Source organism: Paenibacillus yonginensis, assembly GCF_001685395.1.
In the GTDB taxonomy this organism is placed as follows: Bacteria; Bacillota; Bacilli; order Paenibacillales; family Paenibacillaceae; genus Fontibacillus; species Fontibacillus yonginensis.
Genome location: NZ_CP014167.1, coordinates 3479490 through 3500184, shown reverse-complemented (window position 1 = coordinate 3500184; position 20695 = coordinate 3479490). Strand labels below are relative to the sequence as shown.

The following is a 20695-nucleotide window of genomic DNA, read 5'->3' as shown; positions in this document are numbered from 1 at the left end:
TCGTTGGGGAGTGAAGGCCAAAATACAAACATGATTAAGATGATGATGTTTTATTTTACTACAAGAATGGGCGTTGTATAGCGGTTGATCGGGCGGAAACAATAAAAAGTTATTTTTCATGGCAATAAACATAACATTTAGTAAGGGTTGTTGAATCGACATTCCGGGGGGACAAGTTATGGAAAATCGTGTGTTCTTGGAGACTGGGCTGCCTGAAGCGATAGCCGGAAGGTTCGCCGAATTCGAACCGGGATTGACGCCGCACGGCGCGATGGAGGAATCCAACCGGTGCCTGTACTGCTATGATGCTCCCTGCATCAAAGCTTGTCCGACCAGCATTAATATTCCTTCGTTTATAAAAAGGATCGCTACAGGCAACCTGAAGGGGGCGGCAACCGCGATTATGGAAGCTAATCCTGTTGGCGCAAGCTGCGCCCGGGTCTGCCCGACAGAGGAATTATGCGAAGGGGCCTGCGTGCTGAACCGGGCTTCGGAGCCGATCCGGATAGGACTGCTGCAGCGATATGCCACAGACTGGGCCCGCGAGCAGGGCGAACAGCTCTTTCAAGCCGGAGCTCCTAGCGGGAACAAGGTTGCGGTCATCGGCGGCGGCCCGGCCGGATTATCGGCAGCGAGAGAGCTGGCCCGCTCCGGCTTGGCGGTCGAAATTTTCGAGGCCAGGGAGAAAGCAGGCGGCCTGGATACCTACGGCATTGTCTCCTTCCGACTGCCTCAGTCGGTTTCTCTTTGGGAGGTTGAGCAGATCGAGAAGCTGGGCGTCAAGATTCATACCGGGGTAAAGGTGGGACGCGATCTTTCCGCAGCAGAGCTGAAGCAGAATTTCGACGCGATTGTGCTTGCGGCAGGTATGGGGTATGTGCCGAAGCTGGGGATTGAAGGCGAGGAGCTGGAAGGCGTCTATGATGCGATCCGGCTGGTGGAGGCGACCAAGACGGGAGAGGGCGTGCCGGATTTGCTCGGCAAGGCAGTAGCCGTGATAGGGGCCGGCAATACGGCCATTGATGCGGCGACCTGTTCCGCGCGGCTTGGCGCCGAACAGGTCAAAATGGTCTACCGGCGTACGCGGGAAGAGATGACAGCCTATGACTTTGAATATGAATTCGCGAAGCAGGAAGGTGTCGAATTCAGCTGGCTGACCCTGCCCAAGCGGATCATTGCTGGTCCGGAGGGCCAGGTGGCCGGCCTGGAATGCGTACGGATGGCTTTGGGGGCGGAGAAAGGCCGAGACGGCAGACCTATTCCGGTTCCGGTGGAGGGATCGGAGTTTATTTTGCCGGTTGACGCCGTGGTCACGGCCATCGGTCAAGAGCGGCAGACCGGATTGATTGACCAGCTTGGCATTGAGCACAACCGCGGCATCGTTAAGATTCACGAATCAAGCCGTCAAACGTCCGATCCGCAGATTTATGCGGCCGGTGATATCATATTCGGCTCAGGACAAGGCGAAGCGATGGTAGTATCGGCAGCGGAGCAGGGAAAGCTGGCTGCTTACGCAATTATCCGGCATTTCGCGGGGCAGCAGGACGCGCAGATTGAGAAGGCGGTTTGACGGGGCACTGGGCTGATTGGGGTCATTGGGTTAAATGGGTTAATCGGGCCTGATCGGACTATCTGATCGGCTTTGATGAATCTGACGGCACCAGGGCCCTTTATCCCGTCCACTTATAAGGAGGTCATCACATGGCGGATTTGAGAATCAATCTGGCGGGCATTCAGTCGCCGAACCCGTTCTGGCTGGCTTCGGCGCCGCCGACCAATACCGGTTATCAGGTTCAGCGGGCTTTTGAGGCAGGCTGGGGAGGAGCGGTATGGAAGACGCTGGGCGATCCGATTATCAATACATCGGCCCGGTTCGCGGCGGTTAATTTCAACGGACAACGTGTTGCCGGCTTCAACAACATCGAGCTTATCACCGACCGACCGCTGGAGGTGAATCTGAAGGAGATTGCCGAGACGAAGAAACGGTTCCCGGACCGCGCCGTTATCGCTTCGCTGATGGTCGAGCCGAAGCAGCATAAATGGCATGAAATCGTCAAAAGAGTCGAGGATGTCGGCGTAGACGGGCTGGAGCTCAACTTCGGCTGTCCGCATGGAATGGCCGAACGCGGGATGGGCGCAGCTTCCGGCCAGCAGCCCGACCTCGTTGAAGCCCAAACTTATTGGGTTAAGGAAGTGGCGCGGACGCCGGTGATCGTCAAGCTGACGCCGAACATTACCGACATTACCGTCGTTGCCCGCCACGCCGTTAAAGGCGGGGCGGATGCCGTAAGTATGATTAATACCATAAATAGTTTAGCCGGTGTAGATATCCATACATGGAATACGATTCCGCATGTGGGGGGCAAAGGCGCGCATGGCGGTTACTGCGGACCTGCCGTAAAGCCGATTGCGCTTAACATGGTAGCCGAATGTGCCCGGAACCCGGAGGTGGGGGTACCGATTTCCGGCATCGGCGGCATTTCAACCTGGCAGGATGTCGTCGAATTTATGCTGATGGGCGCTACCGGCATCCAGGTTTGTACGGCAGCGATGCACCATGGCTTCCGGATCGTCGAGGATATGATCGACGGTTTGACTCATTATTTGGATGAGAAGGGCTTGCTGTCTGTGACGGAGCTGATCGGCCAATCCGTGCAGCGTTATTCGAACTGGGGCGATCTTAACCTGAATTATAAAGTGGTTGCCAGGATCAATCCCGACCACTGCATCAACTGCAACAAATGCCATATCGCCTGCGAGGATACTTCCCATCAATGTATCGATATGCTGACGAATGAAGAGGGAAGAGATATCCTGCAGGTGCGGGAAGAGGATTGTGTCGGCTGCAATTTATGTTCCATTGTTTGTCCGGCTGAAGGAGCCATCGAGATGGTAGAGGTGGACAGCGGTCTTGCGCCGATGACCTGGAATGAACGGCAGCGGGAAATTGCCCGCATGAATGGTTCTTATTCTGAAGCGGAGGTGGTTTGAGCATGACCAGGAAGCTTATCCGAAATGGCGTAATCGTAACGGCGGCAGACACTTATAAAGGAGACATATTAATTGAAAATGGTGTCATTACGGCCATTGGCCTTGATCTGCCGGCGGCGGGCGCGGAGATCATTGATGCGTCCGGCTGTTATGTATTCCCGGGAGGCGTTGATCCGCATACCCATCTGGATATGCCGTTTGGCGGCACCGTGACCGTGGATGATTTCGAAAGCGGCACGATTGCCGCGGCGTTCGGCGGCACCACGACGGTGATCGACTTCTGTCTGACGAGCAAAGGCGAGCCGCTCGGCAAGGCGGTTGACATTTGGCATGCCAAGTCCCGCGACAAGGCCGTCATTGATTATGGCTTTCATCTGATGGTCTCCGAGCTTAGCGATGCGGTGCTGGAGGAGCTGCCGCAAATGATTGAGAATGAAGGCATCACTTCGCTGAAGGTATTTATGGCTTACAAAAATACCTTTCAGGCCGACGATGGCACCTTGTTCAAGACGCTGCAAATGGCCAAGCAGGAAGGCGCGCTTGTTATGGTGCATGCCGAGAACGGCGATGTGATCGAATATCTGGTGGAGCAGGCTTTGGAGGCGGGGCAGACCGATCCGATCTATCATGCGCTGACCCGGCCGCCTGAGCTGGAGGGGGAAGCGACTGGCCGAGCGATTTATTTAACCGAGCTGACCGGCGCCCAGCTCTACGTGGTGCACGTGACCTGCGCCGAAGCCGCCCTGAAAATTGCCGAGGCCCGCAAGAAAGGACTGCGCATTTACGGCGAGACCTGTCCGCAGTATTTGGTGCTCGATCAGTCGTATCTGGAGAAACCGGATTTTGAAGGCGCCAAATATGTGTGGTCGCCTCCGCTGCGTGAAGCGTGGAACCAGGAGGTGCTGTGGAGCGCCTTGGCCAGTGGCGGGCTGCAGACGCTGGGATCCGATCAATGCTCCTTTAATTTTAAAGGACAAAAGGAATTGGGCCGCGGCGACTTCTCGAAAATTCCGAACGGAGGTCCGACCATCGAGGACCGATTTACGCTTTTGTATTCTGAAGGGGTGGAGAAAGGTCGTCTTACGCTCAACCAGTTCGTAGACATTGTGTCCACAACAAGCGCAAAGCTGTTCGGGTTATTCCCGCGCAAAGGCACGATCGCAGTGGGGAGCGATGCGGACATAGTCCTTTTTGACCCGTCTGTCACCCGGACCTTGTCGGCGGAGACCCACCATATGAAGGTGGATTACAGTGCTTTTGAAGGCATGGAGGTAAAAGGCGAGCCGGTATCCGTATTAAGCCGCGGCGAATTTGTGATCCGGGACAAAAGGTTTGTCGGTCAAGCAGGCCGGGGGCAATATTTGCGCCGCAGCCGGTTTGGCGAATCGGCAGCTTCTCCGGCTGCAGCACAGCCAAGCGGGAGCGTGAGCTGACATGAGCGCTTTTGAAGAATACGAGCAAGAACGGCGGGAGATCGATAATTTGTTATTTAAAGGCTACCGGATTCAGGATCTTCAGGAGAATCTGGACGGGGCCGTCGTGACGTTTATATGGGAGACGGGGGGTTCAGCCGCGGCGGTTTCCGCAGACAGTCCCCCTGTCAGCCCGACGGCGGCCCGTATCGACTTGGTTCTCCTTACGGCCGATGCCCGCAAATATGTGATGACCCGGTATATCGAGCTGAAGCGGGAGCGGGCCGGGTAAGAGGATGGAAAGGGCAATCCTCTTTTGGAAATAGGGGTTCAGATGATTCAAATTCAGACTGCCCCTTCCTTGTTAGATAAGTTTTAACAAGGGAGGGGTGGTTTTTTTGCATTTTTTTGGATAACCCATGTAACTCTGAGGAGGGGATTTGCGTTCTTCTAATAAAGAATACATGATTTGGAAGGTGGGCTATTGATGCTCCTGCGTCTCTCCAAACGTGCTCAACTAAGTTATGCAGGTCTGACTTATGCAGGTATCGTTTATGTTGGTCTGTTTGCAGCGGGTTATTTTCTTCATATTTACTGGAGAAATCCAGGCCTGCAGCGTGCTGCTTTAATTTTATATATCGTATCGGTTCTTTATCTGGTGTGGCGGATTTATGCGAAGTCAAAGGGCTGGGGGAATAAATCCGCCTTGGCGATGATCGGGCTGGAGGTCCTTTTGCTCCTTGGCTGTCTGTCCTATCCGATGCTGGTTCTGCCCTGGATTGTGCTGGTTCCCTGGCTGGCTTCAGGCCAGGCTCATGCCGCTTTAAAAGTAACCGGCGGTCTGCTGCATCTGCCAGTGGTTCTGCTGCTGCTGCTGCTCGTTCTCCTGATTAAAGGGATTGTTGCTCAGCTCACTTTGGCAGAGGCCGTGTCGCCGGATGGAAGGCATGTGGTTTTGGTCAAAATGATCGACTCCGGCGCTGCAGGAGGAGCCGCACATGGAGAACTCGGCACGCTGTATGGACCCTTTATCCGCACCAAACTTCTTTATACAGGGCCTTATAGGGAGGAAAGCGTGGTGAAGTGGGAAGGGAATCGTTATTTTAATATTGATGGCTTCAGGATCGATTCGCAAAGCGGCAAGCTGGCTGCGGAGCACAGAAAGTAGAAAGTAGGGAGTAGGGATGCGGCTCTATAACCGTCTGCCGTAAAATCAAAGGCTGATTTTGTAGCTTTTTTGTAGTATCGTTAAGAAAAAATAGCAGCAGAAAAACAAAAAAAGGTGGTAGATCGTATGGTCAACAGACCTTCAGCGGAGGAATATCCCGCTTATTATCAAGGATACATAGAGCTGGTCCCTGACGGGGAAATTACAGATTTGCTGGCCGGCAAGCTGAATGATGTGGGAGACTGGATCGATCAGCTTCCCGAGGAGCTTGGGGAATATCGCTACGCACCGGAGAAATGGACGTTTAAAGAGGTATTGGGACATATGATCGAGACCGAGCGGATCATGAGCTACCGTTTGCTTTGTGTGGCAAGAGGGGATCAAACGCCGCTGCCCGGCTTTGACGAAAATGAATATGTAAGCAACGCGGCCGTGGTCAGCCGGACTTTCGAAGAGATCGCCAAAGATTATACGGCTGTGCGGACCGCCACCTTGACGCTGCTCAGCGGATTATCCGAAGAGGCCTGGCCGCGCAAAGGTACGGTTAACGGGAACCCGACCACGGTGCGGGCGCTGGCTTATATTATTGCCGGGCACGAGCTGCATACGCTTGGGATCTTGAAGGAGCGGTATTTGAAAAAGTAACCCGGCACCCGTAACCGGGCTTGCCAGAGACCTTTTCAGCTTAGGTCCGTATCCCGCTTATGCCACAGAACCCCTGATCCGTAAGGAATCAGGGGTTCTGTTCTTCTGGTTACTTCAACAGCGCGGCGTTGGCCCCAGCATCAAAAAAGACCGTCTGCCCGTCCTGCAAAATAAAGGCGGATTTGGCTTTCAAATTCTGTCCCTGAACGGTAACATCGTGATCCGAGAAATTCACAATCACCCTGATATCGTCTCCGTATTGCGCGCTTTGCACCAGCTTGTCGTCGGTCAGAATCTTGAAGCCGGTCATCTCTTGGGTTACGGCGGCCTGGTGCAAAGGAGACCACACCTTCAGGAAACCGGTGATGCTGGATTTCTCCGCTTCCCAGGCTGCCTGGTCCAGATGGTACAGGGGAGGGGCGTTATAAAGGAGCTCATACAGCATCCGGTTGGCTTCTTCGCCTTTAATTTTGTAGCTGCCCCATTCCCAATGGTTGGTGGTGATGATGGAATCGTTATAAACCAGCTTGTAGAGCGGGAGGGAATAAGCCGGGTCCGTATAAACCTTCGCGTACAGCGGTTTGATCGGCACGGATTTGCCGTAACGCTCCGGAATGCCTGACATTGCATAATAGCCGCCCACGTAATATTGGCTGTCTTTGTTATCGCGCATATCGGGATCATCCCAGGCGATAATCGGACTTTCGATGCCCTCTGCAAAAGCGATTACGCCGCTGGCGTAGTCATTGCCGCCTTCAGAGCCTACGACCATCTTCTGATCATTGGCAAAATAGCTGAGCCGCTCCAGCCGCGCCTTCAAATCCTCGGCCTGTGTAGTCGGATGATCGGCTGAGTAGTCGTCGTAAATTTCCCCTGTCGAATCGCAGTCCACGAACCAGGAGTTATAGCCGATTCCGTCCTGCAGGATGCCTTTGGTGCGCTCCTTGACGCTTGGCATCGCCAGCGCAGGATTCAGCTTGCGGCCCAGGCCGAGAAAGCCCGCCACCTTGGTGCCATCCGCGCGGGTGACGGTGGCTTTGTCATAAAGCGTCGGGTCTGAAAACGAGGCTGTATTCCAGGAAATATCCGCTTTCTCTTGAATGGAATGATAAGAGTCGTAAGGGGCGATGAGATAGCCGTCCTTGACCGCTTCATCAACCATAGCCGGGTTCATCAGGCCGTCCGCCCAGTTAGGCAGCCCGATCCAGGCTTTGTCAATGCCGGAGTCGTGCAGATCCTGGATCACCCCGGTGGAGCCGGATTGCCCCCATTCGCTGATGTCGGACACGGCGTCTCCCAGCCTATTTTTCAGGAGCAGCTTGTTCAAGTCGTACAGCTTCTCCTCACTGAGGTTCTCCACCCCTTGCTGAATAAGGGCGGCGGCGTCCGCGCCGGGATTCGGGAACTGGTCCGCCGTATAGAAATCCCGCATTTTCAGCGCCTGGTTGATGGCGTTTAAAATCACCTTTTTTTGATAGTTGTCCACGTAATCCTGACTAGAAATATCGGCCAGCGTTTGGGAAAGCTCGCTGCTGCCGTCAGCCGTTTCGGCCATCAAATGCACGAGCCAGGGCCCCAGCCTGGATGTCAGCACGTTTCTGAGCTTGGGCCATTTGACGTTATCGTCTGTAAGCAGCTGTCCGCTCCAGAGATACATTTGCGGGGCGCCGTAAAGCTTGCGGATATTCGGGTTTTGAGCGGCTTTTTGCTCCAGTGTGACGAAACCGCCGTTTTCCGCTACATAATTTTTGTAAGGCAACACGATCTGCTGCGGATCTCCGCCCGTTACATAGAGACGGAAGCCGTAGCTTTTGTCCGGGTTAATCGTCGGGAAATCATGCGTGAACTGAAACTGCAGCGAAGGCGCGGCAGAGAAATGAACTTCGTCGTTATATTTGTTGGTGACCACGTAAACCATGGAGAAAGCTTGATTATTTAAGGCGAAAAAGTCCATGGAAAACGACTCGCTGAATGTATAAGTCTGGTCGTTCAGAAATGTCTGCCAATCCTTGTCGTCCGCCGGAATTTGTTTCCCTTCGCCGAGCGGCAGCGTATAGCTGTCCGACTGAACCTCCGGCCACTGAAATTTGACGGCGCCGGCCGACTTCAGCTGAATATCCAGGTAGTTGCTTTTTTTAGTGATGCTGATGTCCATTTGTCCGGGGTAAGTCCAGGAAACGGAATCTTCGGTTTTAACCAGATTCGTAACCTTGGTTTTGGGCAGAGGCAGGGAAGCCGGCTCCCTGACGCCGTCTTTGATCAGGGTCAGCGCAAAGGTTTCGGGGTCCACTTCGAAATCAAATGGTTCGCCTGCCGGCACTACAGCCGCTCTCGCCTGCTGGACATGGCTCGCAGCCAAGGCCGCCGGCAAAGCCTGGCCGGCTTCGCCGCCGCTTGCGCATCCGGCCAGCATAACCGCGATAAGAACTGCGGATGCCAACCATGCAAATTTGGGTTTCATCGTTTATTCCTCCAATCCTGATTTTGAAAAACAGGGTCATTGTAAGGGTATAATGTTACAGCTATGTGCCAAAACAGGAGGGGCTGTCACATCGCTGTAACATTCCTTTTTTATAGTTATATAGGTTAACGAAACGCAAGGAGGAACGGTATGAACCTGCTGCTGGCCGAAGATGAAACGTTGATGCTGCAGATATTGAACAGTTATTTTGTCAAGGAGGGTTTTCATGTATATGAGGCACGGGACGGGGAAGAAGCCTTGGCCCTCTTTTACGAACATTCTATAGATCTGGCCGTCCTGGACTGGATGATGCCGAAGCTCAGCGGGGTGGAGGTATGCCGGGAAATCAAAAAAAACAAGCCGCACCAAGGTGCTGCTGCTGACGGCCAAAAGCGAAAACGAAGAAGAGCTGTACGCCTTAAACGCCGGTGCCGACGACTATGTGCGAAAGCCGTTTGATCCCCGGATTCTGCTGGCCAGAGCCCGAAGGCTGCTTAATCTGGATGCTCAAATCCGGATCGGGGACCTGGTGGTGGATCTGGAAGGGCAAAAAATTTTCCGGGAAGGCCGGGATCTGCAGGCAACGTCAAAGGAATTTCAGCTGATGAAATATTTGGCGCTGAATAAAGGGCGGATTGTGACCCGGGACATGCTGCTCGATCAGGTGTGGGGATTTGATTACTTCGGGGACGAACGTACGGTGGATACGCATATTCGCAGGCTGAGGGAAAAAATCGGGGAACGCCGGATCAAAACCTACCGGGAATGGGAATAGAAAGAGGAGCAGCCCTGGTCATTCGGGGCGCTCCTCTTTTTGTGATGCGGTTCTACCGCTGGTTCAAAGGTTAATCCTGCTCCCTTTCGGACTGCGCTGCATGCAGCGGTACAGGCGCGCCGTCGTTCTCCACCAGATGGCGGAGCATCGACAGCTTGTTGTCCCAATACCGCTCATAGAAGGACACCCATTCTTTGACTTCGATTAATCCTCCGGCTTCCAGCTTATAGCGGGACTCTCGGCCGACCTTCTGCATGCTGACCAGCTTCGCTTCGGATAAAATCCGCAGATGTTTGGAAACAGCCGTTCTTGTCATCGGAAAATGCTCGCAGATTTCGTTCACCGGCATCTCTTTATCGGCCAGCAGCTTAAGCAGCTTGCGTCTGCTCGGATCGGCAATCGCCTGAAAAACATCGTGTTTGGCGGCTGACGAAGTCATTGCTGCTCCACCAGCGACTGCAATTTGGCGACGATCCCGTTCCAGCCCTGCGCCATATTCGGCTGTACAACCGGATGCGGCTGGCCGAATTCGGTGACCTTGTCCGCGTCCCACCCTTTATGGTACAGATGAAATTCGGTTTGTCCGCCAAGCTCCTTTAATTCAAAAGTGACGCTCCAGTCTTTGCCCCAGTTGAAGGTGAGCAGGGTTGGAGGATTAAGCTCCGTAACCTTGCACGGCGAATCGCCGTATGGACCGGCTTTCAGAACGAATTCATGTCCCAGCACCGGTTCGAAGGTATTGGGCATAAACCAGGTGGCGATGCCTTCAGACGTGGCTACGGCCGCCCATACTTTTTCAATAGGTGCATTAAAGACGGCTGATTTGTGGACTACGGGAGTGAAAGCCTGCTGATTCTCTGACATGAAATAACCTCCATTGCTATTAAAAAGAATAGAACCATTCACCTTAAATTTGATTACGAAACCATAAGGTGTCATGTTGTGATTATAGGTAACCATATGGTTTCGTGTCAAACTTTAGGTTTGAGATTGGAGAGAGGAATGGAAACTTTATTCAAAGCTTGACAAGGGACTGTTTTTGAATTAATCTCTAATTAAAGATAATTAGTATAAAGATTTTTGGAATAGAGAAAACAGAATTGAGATATTCAAATCAAAAGGAGAGATTTAAGATGACTATGAAAACAGCTGGTATCCACCACATTACGGCTTTTGCCGGAGACCCGCAGGCGAATGTTGATTTCTATGCCGGAGTCCTCGGACTTCGTTTAGTGAAGAAAACCATCAATTTTGATGCGCCGGAGATTTACCATCTCTATTTCGGCAATGAAGGCGGCTCGCCCGGAACCATCATTACATTTTTCCCGGCCCCGGGTTCCCGCAGAGGACAAATCGGCGGCGGACAGGTAGGAACCACCACTTATGTTGTCCCTCAAGGCGCGCTTCCATTCTGGGAAGAACGGCTGCGGAAGTTCGGCATCTCCGTCATGAAAGCTTCCCGTTTCGGCGAAGATTACCTGCAGTTTGCCGATAACGAAGGGTTGAAGCTGGAGCTTGTCGAAAGGGAAGAAGGCCCGGCAAGCCAGTGGACGTTCGGGGGAGTTCCCGCCGAGAAAGCCATTAAAGGTTTTGGCGGGGTTGTGCTGTACAGCGGAAATTCGGCAAGTACTCGGAAAGTGCTGACGGATGTGCTTGGTATGACGGAAATCGGCGAGGAGAACGGGTTTATCCGATTCAAAGCCGAAGGAGAGCTGGGCAATCTCATCGATGTGCCGGCGGCGAACGTTCCTTGGGGAGCAGGCGGCGCGGGCACGGTTCACCATATTGCCTGGAGGGCCGAAGATTATGAACAGCACCTGGAATGGAATCGTGAGGTATCGAAGCATGGCTTTCGGACAACAGGCATCGTGGAGCGTCAATATTTCAAAGCGCTGTATTTCCGGGAAGAAGGCGGAATCCTGTTTGAAATCGCTACGGACCCTCCGGGTTTTGCCACCGATGAACCTGCGGATGAGCTGGGTCTTGAATTGAAGCTTCCGGACTGGTATGAGCCGCACCGCGAAGCTATTGAAGCCAACTTGCTGCCAATCGAAGTCAGAGTGCTGAAGGAGGATCAACAATGAAACACGTATTTGTGCAAGGAAGCAGCCCGGCTGCGCCCACATTTGTCATGTTCCATGGTACGGGAGGCAATGAACACGATCTGCTGCCGATCGCGGAAATGATTTCGCCCGGATCTTCGGTGCTGGGACTCCGCGGAAATGTGCTGGAGAACGGCATGCCGCGTTTCTTCAGACGCCTGACGGAGGGGGTCTTTGATGAGCAGGACCTGATTGCCCGCACCGATGAAGTGAAGGCCTATCTGGATGAAGCGGCGAAAGAATACGGATTTGACCGCGGCAGCCTCATTGCGGTAGGATATTCCAACGGAGCGAATATCATAGCAAGCCTGCTGTTTCATTATGCTTCGGCCGTTAAAGGGGCGATTCTCTTTCACCCGATGGTTCCGCGCCGCGGGATCGAGCTGCCGGCATCGCCGGGACTGCCGGTCTTTATCGGAGCCGGGACTAACGATCCGCTGGTCCGTTCCGCCGAATCGGAAGAGCTGACGGGACTTTTGGAGAAGGCAGGAGCCGCAGTGACCCTGCATTGGGGCCATCAGGGGCACCAATTGTCCAGAAGCGAAGTCGAAGCGGCACAAGCCTGGTATAAAGAGCATTTCGGGGAAAAGGAATAACAACAGGTTAAAGGAGCATCTCTATGATAGCCATAGATCCAAATGGACAGCAGGAACGGGACATCTATAAGCTGCTGATCGGCAGCATCATTCCGCGGCCGATTGCTTTTGTTACGACGTTAGGGGAAGATGGGACCGTAAATGCCGCGCCGTTCAGCTACTTCTCGATTGTTTCGAGTTCTCCGCCGCTACTGTCAGTCTCCGTAGCGCGCAAGGGTGGGGTCATGAAAGACACGGCGCGCAACACGGTTAACCGCAGGGAACTGGTCGTTCATATTGTAGATGAGGATTTGGCTGCGGAGATGAACAAAACCGCAGCCCCGCTTCCTCCGGAGCAAAGCGAGCTGGACTTGACGGCCTTGACAACGGTGCCGAGCAGGAAGCTGTCGGTTCCCGGAATCCGGGAAGCGAAGATCCGGATGGAATGTGTGCTGGAGCAGCATATTCCGGTTCGAGGAAGCAGCGCTGCCGGATCAGGCACTGAAGGATCCGATGCGGAAGTTGTTGAATTTGAGAACCCGGCGCGCGAGGAGGCGGTATGCGACCTGCTGCTTGTCCGGGTGGTTCAGTTCCATATTGACGAAGCGGTATACCGGGACGGCTATATCGAAGCTGCGGCGCTGAAGCCGGTCAGCCGATTGGCGGGCGATGATTACGCAGGGCTGGGCGATATTTTTACCTTGATTAGACAACGTTAGAGGTGAGGTTATGCCGGATTATGAACAGGCGCAAAGAGCGGAGGAGCAGGCTGGGGATTATCAGGACTCCCTGAAGCTGTTTATTGTGCTCTCCAAGGCTTACCGCTCCTTGATGGACCGGGCAGTCAAAGATATGAAGCAATATGGGCTTACGGCCTCGGAATTCACGATTCTGGAAGTGCTGTACCACAAAGGCAGCTATCCGCTGCAGCAGATCGGGGAGAAGGTGCTGATCACAAGCGGCAGCATGACTTACAACATCGACAAGCTGGAGAAGCGGGGACTATTAAAAAGAGTACCCAGCGCGTCTGACCGCCGCGTCATTCTTGCCGAATTAACGGATGCGGGACGCAAGCTGTTCGACGATATTTTCCCGAGACATGCGGCTTTCGTAGATTCCATGATGCCTGGATTAACCCGGGAGGAGAAACGGGTGTTAACCGAGCAGTTGAAGAAACTGGGGAAAAACGCGGCGGGAGCGCTATAGCGTCTTCCCTTTCCAACCCGTTGTGATAGAGGATAAGCCGGATAACATTCCGAATGTTATCTGGTTTTTTATTTTATATGTTTTGGACGACTGACCCGGCACAAAGAACCGAGCCCTTTGACTTTATGATGTTGAACGCATTGGCTGATACAGTTTCTGCGCACGGTGCGCTGCTCCTGGGGAACGCTTGGGTTCGTCAATAAGAAAGGGAGGTTTCAAATTCCGTTCAATTCCGGCTGTTCCCCCCACGAGCAGTCCCATGAATTGATGTTAATGGGAGCCCTCATCCAACAGGATGGGGGTTCCTTTTTAGAAATGAGAAGAAAGAGCCGAAGATTGGGTGTAAAAAGAGTTTGACATTAAGAGGAGCTGACTTTATACTTGTGTCAAAATCTTTTTACATATTCGAAAATGTGAAAGTCAAGGTGCCGAGTTGAAGAATACAATTAGAGCCATACGCAAGGAACTCAAGCTCTCTCAGGAAGAATTGGCCCGACAATGCGGTGTAACCAGACAGACCATTAATGCCATTGAGAATGAGAAGTACGACCCAACGCTCACTCTGGCGTTCAAGCTGTCAATTCAGCTGCAAACTCGGGTGGATGAGTTGTTTTGTTATGAGGAGGAGAAGAAATGAAATTACCTTTCTTGCGCCGCGTTTGGCGCCGAGCTGATGAAATGGAGCAGTATCAAAGCGATCAGTCTGCCAAATACGGGTTTATTTTCTATACCGTTACCCTGCTGGTCTGGGCTTTGTATGACTGGATCTCAACAGGAGATTCCGGATGGCAGTTCTCGATTTTGCTTGTCGGCTGTGCAGTTTATTTCTGGTCAAGAGCTATTTACAGCCGCCGGATGAGCAAGTAAGTTGGTGCAGGCTGGAGCTTTCTGACTGCTATTCAGCTCAATAGAGGGAGGACGTTTTATGCGGTTGATCAAGATAGGTGTTTCGGTTGTGCTGGCACTTATGCTGGCGGCTTTCGTCTGGTATACCTGGCCTAAACAGATCCATACGACGCTGGACGGAATTAAGTATCGGCTGGGGGAGGGCCATGAGGTTTATGTCCAGCCGGTCCAGATTCGGATTGAAGGTGAAATTCAGCGCAGATTAACGAAACCGCCTTTGTTTACGGGAAAAATAGATACGGGTGAAGGGAACGGGGCGAACCCTTTCCAGCAGGACGATCCAGATCTGAAAGTCCGGTTGTCCCGTTCCGATGCCGATTGGCTTCAGTCAATCCGATTGGACCAAGGCCAGATTAAGAGAAGAGCGATCGGTTCGCTGTACAGCACGCCCGATATGGATCAACTGACGATTGCTTTAATGCATGACAATCAAGGGAGAGAGACCGGCTGGAGCAGCTCGGACGGATTTATGATTTCGGCTCCGGCGCAGAGCCGCGAGGAAGCGCTGAAGATCAGCAGGGAACTCATGAAGGATGGGCTGAACGGATATGAGCTGAAATAGAGACAGCGGTGGACGAAGCTTAAGGAGAAAGCTTCGTCCACCGCTGTTTTCTTTGAACTGACATCTCCCGCTGATTAAACCTTGAACCAACACATTATATTGAGCAAGGATCATTCCCCCAAGACCGGTGCCAAGGCTGCCGCCGCAACCTCCGACACCCGATGTACCATCATTTCCGAAGTGCTGTGCAGTGGATCTCTGCTCCACTGCACAGCGGCGCCGAAGATTCCCCAGCTGGCAACGACTGCCGTGGTTTCTACCTTGTCCGGTGAATTCGTTGTTTCCCCGCTTAACCATTCTAGCAGGAGGTTATAGAGCTGCTTCTGCATCGCAATTTCGAACAACGGCTCGAACCGGCTGTTGCCAGGATGCGTCATGTATTGGCGGAATCGCGCCAGCACATCGAATACGGTCTGGACTACAGTACGCAGACTCCCCGTTCCTGTAATCCTTCCTTGTGGCAAGGCATCCTTCAAGATCATCTGAAACTTCCGGCTTATCCAGCACTCCAGGAAAGCATATTCGCCCTCCTTTAAACAACAAATGGGCCAGAATGTTGCCTACGCAACGATAGGGCCCTTTTATTGGTTGTTGGAACCGCAGGATTGAAATAAAATTCCTCCTATAGTGTAGCATAAACAACACTGATGTGTAAGCAACACTAATGAATAGAAGCAGGGGAGGATGGAAGATGATAGTAATTACTGCACCTACGAGCAAGATTGGCCGTCAGATACTTGAGCGCATATTGGAGTGCGAAGAGGACATTCGCGTGATTGCCCGCGAACCGCAGCGGATTCCTGAGGCAATTCGTGAGCGAGTGGAAGTCATTCAGGGTTCGCATGCCGACCGAGATGTCGTCAACCGGGCGTTCGAGGGAGCCGATGCTGTGTTCTGGCTTGTGCCTGCCGACAAGCAGGCGGAGAGCGTCTATGACGCCTATGTTCGGTTCAGCATCCCGGCTGCTGATGCGATTGTCCGTCATCGTGTCGGTCAAGTTGTGGCAATTTCCGCTCTTGGCCGCGGTCAGCAGCGCTACGCCGGTAATATCTCGGCATCGTTGGCGATGGAGGATTTGCTTAGAAGCACAGGCGTAAACTTCCGGGCATTAACGATGCCCTCTTTCATGGATAACATGCTAAGACAGCTGCCCTTCATCAAGAATGAGGGCTTGATTCGCTTCACGTTGCCGGGCAACCAGAAGAGCCCTACGATAGCTGCTTCTGATATCGCCGCTGCTGCCTCCCGGCTTCTTCTTGACAGGAAGTGGAGCGGACAGGAAAGTCTGGCAGTGCTCGGGCCGGAAGACCTCTCTTATGAGGATATGGCAGAGATTCTTAGCGAGGTACTCGGCACGCCGATCCGCTTTGAACAGATGACGTTAGCCGGCTACAAGCAGTTATTTCTGGGCATCGGCTATTCGGAAGCCATGGCTCAGAGTATGGTCGACATGGACATTGCCGGAGCGGCCGGGATCAATAACGAGCTTCGGCGTACGCCGGAAAATTCAACGCCCACAAGCTTCCGCCAGTGGGCGACAGATATTCTAAAGCCGGCCTTTGACGCCATGTGAGGCGCAATTTTAACAGCGGCCGCTTGGGGCGTGGGACGAAAGGGAATACGATCCGCGGCCGCTGCTGTTTTCCAATAATCGAAACAGCCCTATATTTTATTGGAAAACTATCTTATGTTGGTTTCATATAGGCTTTTCACCAAACAAAAAAGAGGGGGAGCAGATCCTATGTCCAAACAGCCTGACTGGTTTGAGCTTGACTATTTGAAGCAAGGAAGTAATGCACAGCAGGAAGTGTTTAAGCTTCTACAGAAACATAGTCTCCTCAGCAAGCTGAAGGTCTATGACCCGGTGCTGACCGGCACGGTGCCGATCCGCATTCATGTGGAAGAAAGTGATTTGGATATCATCTGCGAGGTTCATGATTTCAGGGCTTTTGAACAGGATTTGCTCCGGCATTTCTCCGCTTACCCGGAATTCCGCCTAACGAGCCGAACGGTTTCGGGGATCCAGCGGATGAAGGCCAACTTTCTGTGCGGAGCCTGGCCGGTCGAGGTCTTTGGGCAGCCGATTCCCGTGCGGAAACAAAAGGCTTACAGGCACTTGCGGATTGAAGCACGGCTGCTGCGTCTGTTCGGGGAATCCTTTCGGCAGCAGGTGATAAAGCTCAAACGCCAGGGCATAAAGACAGAGCCCGCCTTTTCGCGGCTGCTTGGGCTGGAGCTGGAGTTTGGGAACGACAACGATCCCTATCAAGCTCTGCTTGAGCTCGAGGACTGGACCGACGAACAATTATATTTGCTGAAAGCACGCAGAGGGCTTAACTAATCTTTCTCGTTGTAATTCCACCCAAAACTCCCCTGAAACCTAGGACTAAAGTACAAAGTTGCATAGATTTACATAAACATGCACCTCTCCTAATTTTTCCGTGATAGGATAGTAGACGATATAGTGGACGAATTTGTCCGCCGATCCATTTTCTTAAGGAGGAAGGGTATGAGGGAGAAGCATTCAGGTTGGAAAAAGAGGCTGATAAACTGCATGCTTGCAGCGGCGGTGGCATTACCGCTTCAGCTGTTCGCGTTTGGAGCGGGACAGACGGCATTGGCCGAAGGGCCGGCCGATCCAGCACCGTTTATTGAGGCGAAAGTTGTTAACGAACATGCAGGTCAAAAGATTTTGTTCGACAACACCCATGAACAAACCGCCGGAGCAGCGGATTGGGTCATTGACGGCGCTTTTTCCGACTTCGGCAATGCGCTTGCACAGGAAGGTTATTACGTAAAAGAACTTCGCAAGACTACCCCAATCACATTAAGTGATCTAAGCGGCTATGACGTATTTGTCGTAGCGGAATCCAATGTACCTTATAAGGCCAGCGAACAGCAGGCAATGGCCGAATATGTGGAGAATGGCGGCAGCATCTTTTTTATCGCCGACCACTATAATGCAGACCGGAACAAGAACCGCTGGGACGGCTCCGAGGTATTTAACGGCTACCGCCGCGGGGCCTGGGACAATCCGGCTAAAGGCATGAGCGCAGAGGAAGCGAATTCGGAAGCGATGCAGGGCGTTGTCAGCTCTGACTGGCTGGCTGACGAATTTGGCGTCCGTTTCCGCTATAACGCTTTGGCCGATATCAACGCGACCAACATCGTAGCGCCGGATCAGGCATTTGGTATTACCGAAGGCGTCTCGGCCGTAGCGATGCATGCCGGTTCTACGCTGGCGATTCTTGACCCTACGCGGGCAAAAGGCATCGTATATATGCCGCAGACAAATGAAGCCTGGGCCAATGCGGTGGACCAAGGCGTTTATGAAGGCGGCGGCGTGGCGGAAGGCCCGTTTGTAGCCGTAGCGAAAAAAGGGGCCGGCAAAGCCGCTTTTATCGGCGATTCCTCGCCGGTTGAGGATGCGACGCCTAAATATCTTCGCGAAGATACAGGCGGCAGAAAAACAACTTACGACGGCTTCAAGGAAGTCGATGACGGTACCCTGCTGGTGAATACCGTCAACTGGCTGGCCAATCAGGAGGACTATACGGACTTCACTCAAGTGGACGGCTTGGCGCTGGACCAGCCGACAACGCTGCTTCCGTTTGAAGAACCTTCGCTGTCGACAGAACCGCAGCCTGAGCCTTGGTCTGCGCCAAACGCCGGCTACAAATGGTACGACCGCTCGACCTTTAAGCCTGGTTCTTATGGCGGTCCGGCGGCAACGGCAAGCGCGGTTTACGGTTTCACCCACCAGGCTGTCCTGCCGAATGCGGAGGATTTCCAAATCCGCGTGACGGCGGATAACCTGCCTGCCGGCACGACGGTATCTGGCTTCCAGCTCGGCATCTACCAGGCCAGCGGCGGCGCTCAGATCGCCATGGTACAGAACGCCGATGGGACATGGCCGACGAGCTATGGATACAGCGCCAACTTCAGCCTGACGGCTGACTTGAAGGGACACGCGTATAAAGATTTGACGGTCCGCATCAAGCCGGGCACGACAGCCGCGTCCAACCTGCGGCTGCGCCTAAACGGCAGCAACCTGAAGACGGAAGCCGTGACGCTGGGCAATGTGCCTGCCGAGCCGCTTCCGTCCGAGGAAAGTCCGATTCCGGCTGCGGTTTCCATCAGCGAAGCCCGCGCCAAAGCGGCCGGATCTTTGGTAACTGTGGAGGGTGTTGTTACGACTGAGCCGGGGATTTTCGGCGGACAAGCCTTTTATTTGCAGGATGAAACGGGCGGCATTTATGTATTTCAAAGCCAAAGCGGCTTCCATGCCGGCGATACGGTTAAGGTAACGGCCCCGACTGCATTGTACAATACGGAGCTGGAGCTGTCTGATGTTGTGCAAATCGAGAAGACCGGAACGGCCGAGCTGCCGCAGCCTGTCGTTGCGACCGCGGTAACGGATGCGATTCAAGGCCAGCTCGTAGAGCTGGACGGGGTGACGGTGACGAACATCATCAGCGCCACGCCTGCGGGTTCCTTTGAATTTGATGCGGTAGCGGCAGATGGCACAAGCAGCCATATCCGCGTGGATACCCGGACAGGTATTACGCAGGACAATTTCCCTTACGGCGAAGGGCAGACGCTGAACATCAAAGGGGTTGCCGCGATTTTTAAAGGCGTTTACCAGCTCAAACCAAGAGGTTTGGCGGACTTCTCTTTGGCGGAATCCGGAACGGCTCCCGCCACGGCAGTTTCTTTATCCGCTGAGCCAAACGCCGCAGGCTGGCTGAACGGCCCTGTAACCGCAGCGCTGGAAGTTGAGCCTGGCGGAGCAGCCGGCACGGCTGTTTATTATACTTTAGATGGCGGAGCAGAGCAGGTTTATAGCGCGCCAATCGCTGTTAGCGGAGACGGCAATCATACCTTAACTTATTATGCGAAGGCGGCTTCCGGTCTGACGGAAGAACCCAAAGAACTGCAGATCAAGATTGACTCAGCTGCACCAACAGCCGAGCTGACCGAATCCGGCCATGCCGTAAGCGATGTAAGCGAGCAGGACCAGCTGGTCTTTGAATTGAAGAGCAGCGATGTTTTGTCGGGCGTGGCCTCCGAACAGCTGCTGCTGGACGGGCAGCCGATTGCCAGCGGCCAAAGCATCAGCGCGGCCGGTCTGGGCATTGGAGCCCACACGGTTAAATATACGGTGACTGACGCAGCCGGCAACAAGACGGAGCAAAGCTACACCTTCCAGGTAGGCGGGGCAATCTTGGCTACAGGCGCTCCGGCCAAACCGGTATTATCCTCCAACAGCGGTTACAAGAACGGGCTCAGCGACGGCAATTATACCGTGACGATGAACCTATGGTGGGGCAACAACGGTACGACTTACAAGCTTTACGAAAACGGCGTGCTGGTGGACACCAAAACGCTGACCGACGTTTCTCCATCGGCTCAAACGGCCAGCACCGAGGTTCAAGGCAAACCAAACGGCACTTATGTATATACAGCTGAACTGACCAACAAATTCGGCACCACCAAAAGCGATCCGCTTACGGTAACGATCCGTGACGCTTCCCCGGGCAAACCGGTGCTTTCCCAGGACAACTGGGACGGAGACGGAAGCTACAAGGTTACGATGAACCTGTGGTGGGGCACCAATGCTGCGGAATACCGCTTGTATGAGAACGGCAAGCTGATCGATGTTCAAGCGCTCAGCGCGGGGACTCCATCGGCTCAATCTGCGGTTACCTCCATCAGCGGACATGCCCCTGGCGTTTATGAATACCGGGCCGAGCTGGTGAATGCTGCTGGCGTTACGACAAGCGATACGATTACAGTGAAGGTAAGCAAATAAGAGCAGGAGCGGCAGCTCTGCACGAGCCGCCTGACCCCTGTAAGAAGAGGACAGCCGATTGACGGTTGTCCTCTTCTTTT

At 53.5% G+C, this 20695-nt stretch carries 20 protein-coding genes and 1 pseudogene; 17 read left to right on the top strand and 4 right to left on the bottom strand.

The genetic code is table 11. The features are described 5' to 3' along the window. The first annotated feature begins 178 nt into the window (after positions 1–178). From AWM70_RS15895 to AWM70_RS15870, 6 genes are all read left to right on the top strand, one after another. Complete coding sequence (locus tag AWM70_RS15895) at positions 179–1570, top strand: NAD(P)-dependent oxidoreductase (RefSeq protein WP_068698040.1); 1392 nt, start codon at positions 179–181, stop codon at positions 1568–1570. 131 nt (positions 1571–1701) lie between these two features. Beyond that, positions 1702–2991, top strand: a complete 1290-nt coding sequence (preA, locus tag AWM70_RS15890; RefSeq protein WP_068698038.1) for an NAD-dependent dihydropyrimidine dehydrogenase subunit PreA — start codon at positions 1702–1704, stop codon at positions 2989–2991. A gap of 2 nt (positions 2992–2993) precedes the next feature. Then, positions 2994–4424, top strand: coding sequence for a dihydropyrimidinase (gene hydA / locus AWM70_RS15885; protein WP_068698036.1), 1431 nt, complete (start codon positions 2994–2996; stop codon positions 4422–4424). Position 4425: 1 nt separating this feature from the next. Continuing rightward, positions 4426–4695, top strand: a complete 270-nt coding sequence (locus AWM70_RS15880) for a hypothetical protein (RefSeq protein ID WP_068698034.1) — start codon at positions 4426–4428, stop codon at positions 4693–4695. 195 nt (positions 4696–4890) lie between these two features. After that, positions 4891–5571, top strand: coding sequence for a hypothetical protein (locus tag AWM70_RS15875; RefSeq protein WP_068698032.1), 681 nt, complete (start codon positions 4891–4893; stop codon positions 5569–5571). Positions 5572–5697: 126 nt separating this feature from the next. Next, a complete protein-coding gene (locus AWM70_RS15870) occupies positions 5698–6216 on the top strand; it encodes a DinB family protein (protein ID WP_068698030.1) in 519 nt (172 codons plus the stop codon). 109 nt (positions 6217–6325) lie between these two features. Here the strand turns inward: AWM70_RS15870 and AWM70_RS15865 are convergent, their stop codons facing one another. Beyond that, positions 6326–8677: a glycoside hydrolase gene (locus AWM70_RS15865; RefSeq protein ID WP_068698028.1), complete on the bottom strand. Its 2352-nt coding sequence runs from the start codon at positions 8675–8677 to the stop codon at positions 6326–6328. 150 nt (positions 8678–8827) lie between these two features. Between AWM70_RS15865 and AWM70_RS15860 the strand changes: the two are divergent. Further along, positions 8828–9452, top strand: a pseudogene (locus AWM70_RS15860) (response regulator transcription factor). A gap of 70 nt (positions 9453–9522) precedes the next feature. Here the strand turns inward: AWM70_RS15860 and AWM70_RS15855 are convergent. Both AWM70_RS15855 and AWM70_RS15850 read right to left on the bottom strand, forming a co-directional pair. Further along, positions 9523–9891 carry an ArsR/SmtB family transcription factor gene (locus tag AWM70_RS15855; RefSeq protein ID WP_068698026.1) on the bottom strand — a complete coding sequence of 123 codons (369 nt, stop codon included), beginning with the start codon at positions 9889–9891 and terminating at the stop codon, positions 9523–9525. Then, complete coding sequence (locus AWM70_RS15850) at positions 9888–10316, bottom strand: SRPBCC family protein (protein ID WP_068698024.1); 429 nt, start codon at positions 10314–10316, stop codon at positions 9888–9890. The genes AWM70_RS15855 and AWM70_RS15850 overlap by 4 nt, the downstream gene beginning before the upstream one ends. Before the next feature lie 269 nt (positions 10317–10585). Here AWM70_RS15850 and AWM70_RS15845 point away from each other — a divergent pair, with 269 nt between their 5' ends. The 7 genes from AWM70_RS15845 (at position 10586) to AWM70_RS15815 (ending at position 14803) form a co-directional block, all read left to right on the top strand. Beyond that, positions 10586–11536, top strand: coding sequence for a ring-cleaving dioxygenase (locus AWM70_RS15845; protein ID WP_068698022.1), 951 nt, complete (start codon positions 10586–10588; stop codon positions 11534–11536). Continuing rightward, positions 11533–12150, top strand: a complete 618-nt coding sequence (locus AWM70_RS15840; protein WP_068698020.1) for an alpha/beta hydrolase — start codon at positions 11533–11535, stop codon at positions 12148–12150. Before AWM70_RS15845 ends, AWM70_RS15840 begins: the two co-directional genes overlap by 4 nt. 23 nt (positions 12151–12173) lie before the next feature. Beyond that, the gene (locus AWM70_RS15835; protein WP_068698018.1) at positions 12174–12848 is read left to right on the top strand and encodes a flavin reductase family protein; all 675 of its coding nucleotides are present in this window, start codon (positions 12174–12176) and stop codon (positions 12846–12848) included. Between the two features lie 10 nt (positions 12849–12858). Continuing rightward, positions 12859–13335: a MarR family winged helix-turn-helix transcriptional regulator gene (locus AWM70_RS15830; protein WP_068698016.1), complete on the top strand. Its 477-nt coding sequence runs from the start codon at positions 12859–12861 to the stop codon at positions 13333–13335. Positions 13336–13768: 433 nt separating this feature from the next. Further along, on the top strand, positions 13769–13972 hold the full coding sequence (locus AWM70_RS15825; RefSeq protein WP_068698014.1) for a helix-turn-helix transcriptional regulator: 204 nt from the start codon (positions 13769–13771) through the stop codon (positions 13970–13972). Continuing rightward, positions 13969–14202 carry a hypothetical protein gene (locus AWM70_RS15820; RefSeq protein ID WP_068698011.1) on the top strand — a complete coding sequence of 78 codons (234 nt, stop codon included), beginning with the start codon at positions 13969–13971 and terminating at the stop codon, positions 14200–14202. Before AWM70_RS15825 ends, AWM70_RS15820 begins: the two co-directional genes overlap by 4 nt. Positions 14203–14260: 58 nt before the next feature. After that, the gene (locus AWM70_RS15815; RefSeq protein ID WP_068698009.1) at positions 14261–14803 is read left to right on the top strand and encodes a hypothetical protein; all 543 of its coding nucleotides are present in this window, start codon (positions 14261–14263) and stop codon (positions 14801–14803) included. A gap of 110 nt (positions 14804–14913) precedes the next feature. Here AWM70_RS15815 and AWM70_RS15810 read toward each other — a convergent pair whose 3' ends face one another. After that, positions 14914–15267 carry a hypothetical protein gene (locus tag AWM70_RS15810; protein ID WP_151208769.1) on the bottom strand — a complete coding sequence of 118 codons (354 nt, stop codon included), beginning with the start codon at positions 15265–15267 and terminating at the stop codon, positions 14914–14916. 227 nt (positions 15268–15494) lie between these two features. Here AWM70_RS15810 and AWM70_RS15805 point away from each other — a divergent pair, with 227 nt between their 5' ends. From AWM70_RS15805 to AWM70_RS15795, 3 genes are all read left to right on the top strand, one after another. Continuing rightward, entirely contained in the window at positions 15495–16376 is an 882-nt protein-coding gene (locus AWM70_RS15805) for an NmrA family NAD(P)-binding protein (RefSeq protein ID WP_068698004.1), read from the top strand. 168 nt (positions 16377–16544) lie between these two features. Further along, positions 16545–17144: a DUF4269 domain-containing protein gene (locus AWM70_RS15800; RefSeq protein WP_068698002.1), complete on the top strand. Its 600-nt coding sequence runs from the start codon at positions 16545–16547 to the stop codon at positions 17142–17144. 168 nt (positions 17145–17312) lie between these two features. Beyond that, positions 17313–20615: a chitinase N-terminal domain-containing protein gene (locus AWM70_RS15795; protein ID WP_068698000.1), complete on the top strand. Its 3303-nt coding sequence runs from the start codon at positions 17313–17315 to the stop codon at positions 20613–20615. Positions 20616–20695 lie beyond the last annotated feature (80 nt).

Coding starts and splice junctions, on each gene's coding strand:
- AWM70_RS15800 (WP_068698002.1), top strand. CDS start 16,545: ATGTCCAAACAGCCTGACTGGTTTGAGCTTGACTATTTGAAGCAAGGA.
- AWM70_RS15840 (WP_068698020.1), top strand. CDS start 11,533: ATGAAACACGTATTTGTGCAAGGAAGCAGCCCGGCTGCGCCCACATTT.
- AWM70_RS15870 (WP_068698030.1), top strand. CDS start 5,698: ATGGTCAACAGACCTTCAGCGGAGGAATATCCCGCTTATTATCAAGGA.
- AWM70_RS15880 (WP_068698034.1), top strand. CDS start 4,426: ATGAGCGCTTTTGAAGAATACGAGCAAGAACGGCGGGAGATCGATAAT.
- AWM70_RS15815 (WP_068698009.1), top strand. CDS start 14,261: ATGCGGTTGATCAAGATAGGTGTTTCGGTTGTGCTGGCACTTATGCTG.
- AWM70_RS15875 (WP_068698032.1), top strand. CDS start 4,891: ATGCTCCTGCGTCTCTCCAAACGTGCTCAACTAAGTTATGCAGGTCTG.
- preA (WP_068698038.1), top strand. CDS start 1,702: ATGGCGGATTTGAGAATCAATCTGGCGGGCATTCAGTCGCCGAACCCG.
- AWM70_RS15865 (WP_068698028.1), bottom strand. CDS start 8,677: ATGAAACCCAAATTTGCATGGTTGGCATCCGCAGTTCTTATCGCGGTT.
- AWM70_RS15850 (WP_068698024.1), bottom strand. CDS start 10,316: ATGTCAGAGAATCAGCAGGCTTTCACTCCCGTAGTCCACAAATCAGCC.
- AWM70_RS15820 (WP_068698011.1), top strand. CDS start 13,969: ATGAAATTACCTTTCTTGCGCCGCGTTTGGCGCCGAGCTGATGAAATG.
- AWM70_RS15805 (WP_068698004.1), top strand. CDS start 15,495: ATGATAGTAATTACTGCACCTACGAGCAAGATTGGCCGTCAGATACTT.
- AWM70_RS15835 (WP_068698018.1), top strand. CDS start 12,174: ATGATAGCCATAGATCCAAATGGACAGCAGGAACGGGACATCTATAAG.
- AWM70_RS15845 (WP_068698022.1), top strand. CDS start 10,586: ATGACTATGAAAACAGCTGGTATCCACCACATTACGGCTTTTGCCGGA.
- AWM70_RS15830 (WP_068698016.1), top strand. CDS start 12,859: ATGCCGGATTATGAACAGGCGCAAAGAGCGGAGGAGCAGGCTGGGGAT.
- AWM70_RS15855 (WP_068698026.1), bottom strand. CDS start 9,891: ATGACTTCGTCAGCCGCCAAACACGATGTTTTTCAGGCGATTGCCGAT.
- AWM70_RS15895 (WP_068698040.1), top strand. CDS start 179: ATGGAAAATCGTGTGTTCTTGGAGACTGGGCTGCCTGAAGCGATAGCC.
- AWM70_RS15795 (WP_068698000.1), top strand. CDS start 17,313: ATGAGGGAGAAGCATTCAGGTTGGAAAAAGAGGCTGATAAACTGCATG.
- hydA (WP_068698036.1), top strand. CDS start 2,994: ATGACCAGGAAGCTTATCCGAAATGGCGTAATCGTAACGGCGGCAGAC.